8 protein-coding genes are annotated in these 9,704 nt (G+C 60.5%); 2 read left to right on the top strand and 6 right to left on the bottom strand.

The window, feature by feature from the left end; translation table 11 throughout:
• Positions 1 to 483: TetR family transcriptional regulator (locus tag ACFFAR_RS15415; RefSeq protein ID WP_174363141.1), on the top strand; the 483-nt coding region annotated here is incomplete at its 5' end.
• A gap of 61 nt (positions 484 to 544) precedes the next feature.
• Here the strand turns inward: ACFFAR_RS15415 and ACFFAR_RS15410 are convergent.
• The 5 genes from ACFFAR_RS15410 to ACFFAR_RS15390 all read right to left on the bottom strand — a co-directional run bounded on the left by ACFFAR_RS15410 (position 545) and on the right by ACFFAR_RS15390 (position 7,520).
• Positions 545 to 2,533 carry a gamma-glutamyltransferase gene (locus ACFFAR_RS15410; protein WP_174363142.1) on the bottom strand — a complete coding sequence of 663 codons (1,989 nt, stop codon included), beginning with the start codon at positions 2,531 to 2,533 and terminating at the stop codon, positions 545 to 547.
• A 325-nt stretch (positions 2,534 to 2,858) separates the two neighbouring features.
• Positions 2,859 to 3,587, bottom strand: a complete 729-nt coding sequence (locus ACFFAR_RS15405) for a DeoR family transcriptional regulator (RefSeq protein ID WP_174363143.1) — start codon at positions 3,585 to 3,587, stop codon at positions 2,859 to 2,861.
• 119 nt (positions 3,588 to 3,706) lie between these two features.
• Positions 3,707 to 4,843: a substrate-binding domain-containing protein gene (locus ACFFAR_RS15400; RefSeq protein WP_174363144.1), complete on the bottom strand. Its 1,137-nt coding sequence runs from the start codon at positions 4,841 to 4,843 to the stop codon at positions 3,707 to 3,709.
• Positions 4,844 to 4,947: 104 nt separating this feature from the next.
• Entirely contained in the window at positions 4,948 to 5,946 is a 999-nt protein-coding gene (locus tag ACFFAR_RS15395) for an ABC transporter permease (RefSeq protein WP_174363145.1), read from the bottom strand.
• A complete protein-coding gene (locus ACFFAR_RS15390; protein ID WP_174363146.1) occupies positions 5,943 to 7,520 on the bottom strand; it encodes an ATP-binding cassette domain-containing protein in 1,578 nt (525 codons plus the stop codon). The genes ACFFAR_RS15395 and ACFFAR_RS15390 overlap by 4 nt, the downstream gene beginning before the upstream one ends.
• Positions 7,521 to 7,840: 320 nt before the next feature.
• Between ACFFAR_RS15390 and ACFFAR_RS15385 the strand changes: the two genes are divergently transcribed.
• Positions 7,841 to 8,383, top strand: a complete 543-nt coding sequence (locus ACFFAR_RS15385; protein ID WP_062003401.1) for a glycine zipper family protein — start codon at positions 7,841 to 7,843, stop codon at positions 8,381 to 8,383.
• Positions 8,384 to 8,403: 20 nt separating this feature from the next.
• Here the strand turns inward: ACFFAR_RS15385 and ACFFAR_RS15380 are convergent, their stop codons facing one another.
• Positions 8,404 to 9,702 (bottom strand): SUMF1/EgtB/PvdO family nonheme iron enzyme, encoded by a 1,299-nt coding sequence (locus ACFFAR_RS15380; protein WP_174363147.1) that lies wholly within the window; start codon positions 9,700 to 9,702, stop codon positions 8,404 to 8,406.
• Positions 9,703 to 9,704: the final 2 nt, after the last annotated feature.

Raw genomic sequence — 9,704 nt, 5'->3', positions numbered from 1 at the left:
CGGGAAATCGGCAAGGAAGTCGGTGTGTCCAGCGCGAGCATCCATCATCACTTTCCGACGAAAGGCGATCTTGGCGCAGCGCTTGCGCAGCGTTATACGGAAGACGGCGTCGCCGCGTTCGAGCAAATACTCGCGTCGTCCAGGACGGTGCGCGAGTGCATCGACGCTTATGCGGGGATATTCCGGGCAGCGTTAGTGAACGAGAACCGGATGTGCCTTGTCGGACTGATGTCTGCGGAGCATGACGACTTGCCCGACGAGGTGCGCGCGGAAGTGAATCGCTTCATCAGTGTCAATGTCGCATGGCTTGCCGAAGTGCTGTCCCGCAGGAAAACCAAGGCGAGCAAAGAGGCGATTCAGCATCAGGCGCTTGCGATATACGCAGCGATCGAGGGCGCTCAGCTTGTCGCTAGAGGCCGGGGAAACATCGCGTTATTTGATCAAGCGGTGGCGGCCTACCGCGCCGCCGGATTGATTCCGTGAGGTGTTCCGCCTGATCTATAAACGCGTGCATTCGAGCTAAAAAGAATGCACGCGCAAGCGGTCACGGGGTGAACGTATCTCCGAGCACAACACCTTCACGGCGCGGATCGGTGCCGCCTTGCAGGACGCTCGACTGATTCACGCCCGTACGCAGAATCGTATTGACGCCGCTTGCCTGGGCTGCCGTGGACACGATATGACCCAATGCGGTCAAACCGGTGAGCAACGGATCGTTCGCGCCGCCGTTCGACGTGTTGATGTTCGGATGCTCGCCGCCTACCGTCGTAGTCGGACTATTGCTCGCGCCGAAGTCGACCAGATTCGCCGATTGCTGCGCGTCCAGGCCCCAGTCGAGCACGCCGACAACCGTCTTGACCACATATTGCGGAATCGTGCCGCCGCCGGGCGAACCCGTCGCCATCACGAAGTCGCCCTTCGATCCATCGGCGGCGATCTTGAAGACGAGCGTCGGGGCCATCGAGCTGCGCGGCCGCTTGCCAGGCTGCACACGATTTGCGACGAGAGCGCCGGTGGTATCGGTCGGGCTCGCGGAGAAATCGGTGAGCTGGTTGTTTAGCAGGAAGCCGTTGGTCATGTGAAACGAGCCCATGCTCGACTCCACCGTGGTGGTCGCCGTCACCACGTTGCCGCTACCGTCCACGATGGTGAACTGATTCGTGCCGTGTTCGATCAGCGTTTTATCCACGCCAAGCGGAACCGCGCCGAAGTTGCCTGCCGCAGCGGTGCCCATGCTCTTGTTCAAGTTGATCAACGCAGCGCGGCTCTGCAGATACGGCTTGTTGAGCAACGTGTTCCACGTGCCGCCCGGTGGCGGAATGAAATCGGTATCGGCCACGTACTTGTCGCGGTCCGCATACGCGAGGCGCTCGGCTTCAGTAATCAGGTGGACGCCCTGAACCGTGGGCTTGCCGCCTTCAAGATCGATGGCTGTCGGCTTTTGCTGCTGGAGATTGAAGTTCTCGAGAATCCCCAACGCGGACGCAACCGCAATGCCACCCGACGACGGCGGCGGCATGCCGCAGATCCAGTAGCTGCGGTACGTCGTGCAAATCGGCTCGCGCACCTTTGCCTGATAACCAGCGAGATCGGCGAGCGTGGTCTTGCCCGGCGTGATCTTCGATCCATCGGCGCCGGTAGTCACCGCGATCTTCGTCACGATGTCCTGTGCGATCTGGCCAGAGTACAGCGCATTTGCGCCGTTGTTCGCCATCGCCTGAAGCGTCGCGGCATACGCGGGATTCTTCAGCACCGTGCCCAAAGCCTTGGGCGATCCGTCCGCGTTGAAAAAGTAGGCCGCGGCTTCGGGGTCGCGCTTGAGGCTGCTTGCATTCGATGCAATTGCGCTGGCCAGCCGTCCGCCGATAGGAAACCCGTTGGACGCAAGCGAGATCGCGTCGCCGAACAAGTCTTTCCACGCGAGCTTGCCGTGATCGCGCTGCAGCGCCTCGATAAGACGAGGCACTCCGATCGTACCGATCGAGCGGCCGCTTGCCCGTGCGCTCGGTTGCGGCGCGGAATGGTCGCTGTTGTCATCGACATAACGAAGGTAGTTTTCCGTGGCAGCGTCAGGTGCTGTCTCGCGGCCGTCGTACGCTTGTACCGCTTTCTTCGACGCGTCGTAATAGAGCAGCACGCCTCCCGAACCCAGTCCCGTTGCTTCGGGCACAGTCAGACCCAGTACCGCTTGAACGGCGACGGCGGCGTCGGCCGCGGTGCCCCCTTTCGTGAGCACGCCGCAACCCGCGGCGCTCGCATACGCGTTCGATGTCGTGACCATATAGGTCTTGGAATAAACCGGCTTGAGACCTGTTCGATAACCCGAAGCCGCTTCCGGGAGCGAGGGATCACCCGGCAGATTCGAGCCGATGACAACGCTCGATCCGTTGCTGTCCACGGCGAGACACGCCGTGTTCTGAGTGGGTGTTGTGGAGACCGGTTGTTTGTCGTCCGAGTCACCGCCGCAGGAGATCAGCAGAAGTGTGGCGGCGGACAGGGCTGTTGCGAGAGTCAGGGAGGGGTGGCGTTTCATCGTGCTCCGGCGAGTCCATTTATTGTCGAGTTCTTATGAAGAGAACTGCGGCCTGGGCGGTTCGTCAACGCACGCGCGAGCGGTCTCGCGACACTTGAACGGTGGCGTGGCGCCGCTGGCTGCAGTCGGCATTCGCTCACCGGGACGGTCTCGACAACTGAAGTGCCGGCCCGCAATAAGCCGACAAAATGTTATATGAAACCTTACTTATTTTCTCTAAAAAAATATTATTTTAATGATCGTGCAAAGATTATCGAAAGTAGAAACGCGCACGGCCATCAGGCATGTCCGCGAAATAGCGCGACATCATGCTGAATCGCTCTGCTCAGGCAGTCAGAGGTCTGCGGGTCTGGCCGCGTTCGGTGATCAACGAATCGAAGTCGCCAAGTTGTGAAAAGCGCACGGCCTTGACCTTGCCCATCTTGCTGGTATCGATCACGAGGTGCTTTTCCACGGCGCTCGCCATTGCAGCCTGTTTGATTCCAACTTCATGGAAGTTCCAGCACGTCACGCCGCGCGTTTCATCCACCCCGCCCGCCGACATGAACGCCTTGTTGATCCCCATGCGCTTGAGTGTGTCGATGCTTTCCTCGCTCGCGAACGAATCCGACGACGGAGCATAGACGCCGCCTAGCAGAATCATTCGCACGTTGGATTTGCGGCGCAGGATTTCAGCGATATTGAGCGAATAACAGACCACCGTAAGATGCAGGTCCTCCGGAATCATGCGTGCGAGCGTGGTCAGCGTCGTGCCGCAGTCTATGAAAACTGTTTCGTTGTCCGATACGATTCGCACCGCCGTTGCGGAAGCTTCGGCCTTCGCCTGGGCGAAATGATCCTTTTCCTCGTCGATGGTGTAGCTTGTGTGGTTGGGTACGTCGGAGGTCCGAACAATATAACCGCCGAGATAGGTGAACAAGCCGGGGCTTGCGGCAATGTCACGACGTACCGTCATCTCCGATACATCGAGCAGCGTTGCGGCTTCACGCAAGCGCAATACGCTTTGCTCGCGCAGCGTCTCGGTAAGCGTGCGCAGTCGTTCGTTCTTGGTCATGCGTGGATCAAGCGTGAAAGAAGACGCGCCATTCGCTGGCGGGTTGGACCACCGCGCCCGACAGCACATTGGACATTGGATGCGCTGCCGGGACCCTTCTCAACACAAGCAGCAAGTGATCAGCCGCAGGCGGGCGCGGCCTTCTTGCATGCGTCCGCAAGCGGGGCCGGCGGGTCTTTCTTGAAGACCGTCTTGTAGGCTTCGAGCACATTCGACTGAACGACCGGCAACGACTGCACGCCGATCCATGCAGGCGGCGTCTGGCCGAGAATGGCCTTCATCATCGCCATGGCTTCGGCCACGCCCTGATCGTAGGGACGCTGCGAGCCGGTTGCCTTCAGCGGTCCGCCCTTCGCAATTTCGATTGCCGATTCGAGACCCAGGTCGACGGTCGTCATCGGAATCGTCACACCTTGCGCGCGCATGGACGTGAGCGTGTCGAGCGCCGGCTGGTCCCATACCGCGAAAAGTCCTTTCACGTCCGGATTGCCGGTCAGGAAGTCGCCTGCGATTTGTCCGACCTTCGACGGATCCGTGAACGCGACCTGCTTGATCTTGATGTCCGGACGGTTCTTTTTCATCCAGTCATTGACGGCTTTCGTGCGCTCTGTCGTGCTGAAGTAATCGACGCCAAAATTCACCAGCCCGATCGTACCGCCCTTTGCCACGCACGACGCCAGCACCTTGGCCGCGATCTGACCGTTGCCTTCGCTGTCGGCGGAAACCATGGCGGCATATTGTTCGGGATGCTTGAGACCGGTTGGAACGTTGTCCATGAACACGAGCTTGATGCCTGCCTGCGAGACCTTTTTATAGGTGGCGGCGGTCGCGGTGCCATCGACGGGGATGGAGATGATGCCGTCCGGATGACGCTGAATGGTGTTCTCTATATCCGCAATCTGCTTGTCGACCTGATATTCCGCCGAAGCCACGCCGATCACTTCCACGTTGTATTTCTTGAGCGTGTCCGTGATGCCGGCCACCTGTAATTGCGCCCAGTCGAGGTTCATGGTCTGCATGGAAATGCCGACCTTGTATTTGCCTGCCTTGATCTTGTCTGTTTCGGCGGCGGTGAGCTTGACCGTATCGACCGATGCAGCCTTTTCGCCGTTCGGTCCCTGGCCCACGATGGTTGACGGTCCGATCGATGCCACTGGCAAGCCGGTCACGCATTGCGCGCTCGCGTATGTGGTGCAGAGCGCGGCCACGACGCCGGTCAGCGCAATAACGAAAGTTGATGAACGACGATGATCCATGATTTGTCTCCGTTGATTTTGTGTACTGAGTTTTAACCACACCACCACGGAACCATGCGAAACGTTGTCATGGTTCCTGCATCACGAGTCATCGACGTGCCTCGTTATTTTTTCGTGAAAGCCACCGCCGCCACAATGATCGCGCCCTTGATGACGAGCTGAAGCGACGAACTGACGCCGAGCAGCACCAGACCGTTGTTCAGCGTGCCGATGATCAGGCTCCCCAGCAAGGTTCCAAGCACAAAGCCGCGCCCGCCGAAAAGGCTGCAGCCGCCGAGCGTCACGGAGGCGATGACATCGAGTTCGAGTCCTTGCACCACGTCGGGCCGCGCGGCATGCGAGCGCGCGGCGAGCACGAGCGCCGCAAGACCCGCGAGCGCGCCGGTCAGGACGAAGGTGATCGTTGTCACGCGCCGGATGTTGATGCCGGAGTAGAGCGCGGCGGTCGGATTGCCGCCTGCGGCATAAACCCGTCGGCCGAAGACGCTGTAATGCAGCAGCAAGACGCCGCCGATCACCGCAAGCAGCGTCCACAGAATGGGTACTGGCACGCCGAAGATATCGCCTTCGCCGAAGATCGATACGAACGAGTCGTTGGTGATGATGACCGGCTTCGTGGTGGTGACGAGCAGGGCGAGTCCACGTGCGGCGCTGAGCGTGCCGAGCGTCACGAGAAACGATGGAATGTTCAGCCGCGTCACGACCACGCCGTTGATCGCGCCCACGATCGCGCCGGTCCCGATCCCGGCAATCGCGCCGATGATCCAGTTGTCGCCGAGGTGCGCCATTGCGAGCGCGGCGGACATGCCGGACAGCGCGAGCGTCGAGCCGACTGACAGATCGATCTGCCGCGCGATGATCACGAAAGTCATGCCAATCGCGATGATCGATACAAGCGCCGTCTGCCGCCCGATATTGAGAAAGTTGTCGATGGACAAAAACCACGGCGACGCGAGGCTGAACACGACCAGCAGGATCGCGAAGGCGACATACAGCATGTAGGGCCGTTCGCCCTGCAGCAAAAGCCGCGCGATTCGCAACGCGCGGCTGGGCGGTTGCGCGGTCAGCGGGTCGGACGCGAGCGGCGTGACGGAGTCGTTCATGTTGCAGGCTCTTCCTGGAAACGAGGGAGTTGGATCAGGTGATGCAACGCCTCGGCGTTGCTGACGTTTTCGCGATCGACCGTGTTGACGATGGCGCCGTCCACGACGATCGAAATGCGGTCGCACAGGCGCAGCAGTTCGTCGAGGTCCGACGACACGACGAGCACGCCCGTCCCAGCGCGCGCAGCGTCGTGGACGACGGCGTAGAGCTCTTCGCGCGCGCCGACATCCACGCCGACGGTGGGTTCATCGAGTAAAAGCAGCGTGGGGCGCGGGTTGTTCCATTTCGCAAAAACGACTTTCTGCTGGTTGCCGCCGGAGAGGAATTTCACTTGCGTATTGGGGCCGGGCGCTTTTACCGCGAGCAGTTTCATCGCGCTTTTCGCCTGTCGCGCCGCGGCGTGGCTTTGCAGCCATCCCGCACGCGAAAAAAGCGAGAGCCACGGCAACGTCAGGTTCCGTTCTATCGAATGGTCCAGCACGAGACCTTCGACGTGGCGGTCTTCCGGCACGAGCGCAACGCCAAGCCTGATGGCGGCGGCAGGCGTCAAACGTCCGGCCTGCTGTCCGTTGATCGCAAGCATGCCCTGGGTGACTGCACGAAGCCCGAACAGCGTCTGCAGGATTTCCGTACGGCCGCTGCCAATCAAGCCGGCGAGTCCGTGGATTTCGCCCTGGCGCACCATGAGACTGACGTCGTGCAGACGGTCGTTGCTGACGTTGGTCATGGTGAGGACGGGTTTCGCCTCGAGACCGGAAGCGAGCACGCGCGGCGTGCCCGCCGCAACTTCCCGTGCATGCATTGCGGCATGTCCCGGTCCGACGATCGCCGCGACCAGCTCTTTCATGTTCGTCTGAGCGGTCGTGTAAGAACCCGCGTTGGCGCCGTCGCGGAACACGGTGACGCGCTGCGAAATACGGAACACTTCATTGAGCCGATGCGTCACATAAATCACGCCGACGCCGCGATCCGTCACCGTGCGGATCGCCTTGAAGAGGATCTCTTCTTCGCCGCCGGTGAGGGCGGACGTGGGTTCATCGAGGATGAGCACGCGCACGTCGCCCATCAGCGCCTTGCAGATTTCCGTCATTTGCCGATACGCGAACGGCAGTGATCCGACCATCGCGCGCGGATCGAGCGGAATGCCATGCGCCTTCAGAAATTCGCCGACGTGCGCCATGAGTTCGCGTTTCTTGACGAAGCCGAAGCGCGTGCGCGGCTCGCGGCCGAGCATCAAATTCGCGCCGACGGACATCGATTCGACGAGGCTCAGATCCTGGTAGACCACGGCGACGCCGGCATCGCGCGATTTCGCGGGGGAATCGAACGCGACGCGTGCGCCGTCGATCTCGATCACGCCCTGATCGCACGCATGTACGCCGCTCAGGATCTTGATGAGCGTCGATTTTCCAGCGCCGTTTTCGCCCAGCAGCGCGTGGACTTCCCCAGGAAGCACCTCGAGATTCACGCCGCGAAGCGCCTGCACGCCACCAAATCGCTTGGTGACGCCGGCCACGCGTATCAACGGCGCGGCCATATCCGGCGATAAAGCGGCCACGGATGGCTCACTCATGTCGCATGTCTCCTTCGTCAGGACGATGCCTGCGATTTTTTGTGCGTTGCGAGAAAAAGCACGCTTTGTTGTCAACTTCCCATCGTGCGGATGATGGATCGATAACATTTGATAGCTACATACTCGGCCCGCAGGAGCGAAGATGTAATAAGTGCATCTTCTAATGTGAAGATCCTGACTTTCCTGTTAGTTTGAATTGCTCGGATTTTTGCTTGCGGTCGGCCGGAGTCGCCGGCGAAATGATTAGTAACCATTGAGTAACCAAATCGGGCCGGATTTGCTCTATTTTCGTGACTTCAGTTTCCTTGGATCGTCACGAAATGAACTCAGGCAAGTTACTCAGCGCAGCCGTGCTCGGCGGCGTGGTGTTGGTCAGCGGTTGCGCGGTCGTGCCGCCGAGCGGGCCGAGTGTTGTTGCGTTGCCGCGTTCGGGCGAACCGCTCGCGACTTTTCGCGCGGACGACTACGAATGCCGTAATTACGCGTATCAGTCAGGTAATCCGCAAGGTGCGGCGCAAGCGGCGACCACGAACAGCGTCAACAGCAGCGTGCTGGGCACGCTCGGTGGGGCGGCTGCGGGTGCGTTGATTGGTGCGGCGGCGGGCAATGCGGGAGCGGGCGCGGCGATTGGCGCCGGCAGCGGATTGTTGCTTGGAAGCGCGGCGGGTGCGAACAGCGCCCAGTATTCGGCGGCAGGCCTGCAAGGTCAATACGACGCGGCTTACGCGCAGTGCATGACATCGAAGGGCAACACGATTCAGCAGCCGCAAGTCTATGCGCCGCAGCCGGTCTACTACGCACCGCCGCCGCAGTATTACGCGCCGCCACCGCCGGTTTATTACGCGCCGTATCCGTATTATTGATTGATATTTGTAACGGCTCGTCAGTTGCGCACGCAACGGAACCCGGCATACACATACTGATAGTGCGCCTGGAACCAGTTGCGAAAACTCGGTCTGAGCATGCATGCCGCCGTGCGTGGCGAGCCGCCTTTGAGCACGTAATGCTGGTCGTCGTAGAAATTCGCCGAGTAGCCCAGATAGAACGAGAACGGTTCGAACCCGGGTAATGGCCCGAACGGGGTCGATGTCCATTCCCAGCCATTGCCGAACTGTCCTTCCACGCCGGCCGCGCTGCGGTTTTCCGGATGCGCCTGAACGGGAGACGGTTCCCATCGGCGGAAATCGAAGTTGCCAGTTTGCGCGTGGGGCGCACCTTCGGCGGCGCGTTGCCATTGCGCTTCGGTTGGCAACGACTTGCCCGCCCATTTTGCGTATGCGCTGGCTTCGGCATGGCTCACGTAGACGGGCCAGTCAGCCGGAAGGTCAATCTCGTCGAACATGGTTCGCAGTTTCCACGCATCCGCATTCGATGAATCCCGGACCCAGAACGCGGGTTGATCGATGCCTTCCTGCTCGATCCACGCCCAGTCGGCATCGCGCCAGAGATCGCGGTTCGAATATCCATCTGCCCGGATGAAGTCGAGCCAGTCGGCATTCGTCACCATATTGCGGTCGATCTCGAATGCCGGCACGTCCACCTTGTGTTCTCCAAACTCGTTGTCCCAGCCGAATGTTCCGCTTTCGCGCGTAAGGCCGAGCGTGGCCGTGCCCGCGGGCACGTGGACCATTTCGCGTTTTGAGCCGGTATCGAGGGGATGCCGCGCGTCCTGCTCGGTTACCTTCGGGCCAGTTTTCTGGTGTAGCGGCAACTGGTGCAGCATGTACGCAAGCGTCTCGGCATGCATCAGCCGATGCTCGATCGCAACTTCCAGCAACGTCTCCGGCTTGATCGCCGGCTCGACGAAACTGCCGTCCTTGTCTGCACCGTTTGAAATTTCGACGGGGTCAAAGCGCGCATCGATGTCATCGCGAATACGCTGCACATATGCGCGGATCTCTTCCAGCGTCGGCCAGTCTTGCGGCTGGTCGGTTGGCAGGCCGCCGTCGACAGGATCGATACCGAACGCGAACAACTGATCGAACTCTGCATTGGGACTGGGCAGGTCGAAAAGGCGCTGATCGAAGAGATTCCGGTCGAACGCTTCCAGGTGACCAATGTAAAACACGATCCGATGCCGTTCGGCAATGGGCCGTTCATACAGGAATTCGGGCTTGACGACGGCGAACAGCGCGTCGGTTGCCTGGCGCGCTTCGCGCAGTCGGGCGAGCAGCGGATGCAACG

Origin of the sequence: uncultured Caballeronia sp. (genome assembly GCF_964243625.1) — a bacterium.
Taxonomy (GTDB): domain Bacteria; phylum Pseudomonadota; class Gammaproteobacteria; order Burkholderiales; family Burkholderiaceae; genus Caballeronia.
Note: the sequence above shows the minus strand (reverse complement) of the source record. Positions and strands in the feature narration are given on the sequence as shown.

Coding starts and splice junctions, on each gene's coding strand:
- ACFFAR_RS15410 (WP_174363142.1), bottom strand. CDS start 2,533: ATGAAACGCCACCCCTCCCTGACTCTCGCAACAGCCCTGTCCGCCGCC.
- ACFFAR_RS15390 (WP_174363146.1), bottom strand. CDS start 7,520: ATGAGTGAGCCATCCGTGGCCGCTTTATCGCCGGATATGGCCGCGCCG.
- ACFFAR_RS15395 (WP_174363145.1), bottom strand. CDS start 5,946: ATGAACGACTCCGTCACGCCGCTCGCGTCCGACCCGCTGACCGCGCAA.
- ACFFAR_RS15405 (WP_174363143.1), bottom strand. CDS start 3,587: ATGACCAAGAACGAACGACTGCGCACGCTTACCGAGACGCTGCGCGAG.
- ACFFAR_RS15400 (WP_174363144.1), bottom strand. CDS start 4,843: ATGGATCATCGTCGTTCATCAACTTTCGTTATTGCGCTGACCGGCGTC.
- ACFFAR_RS15385 (WP_062003401.1), top strand. CDS start 7,841: ATGAACTCAGGCAAGTTACTCAGCGCAGCCGTGCTCGGCGGCGTGGTG.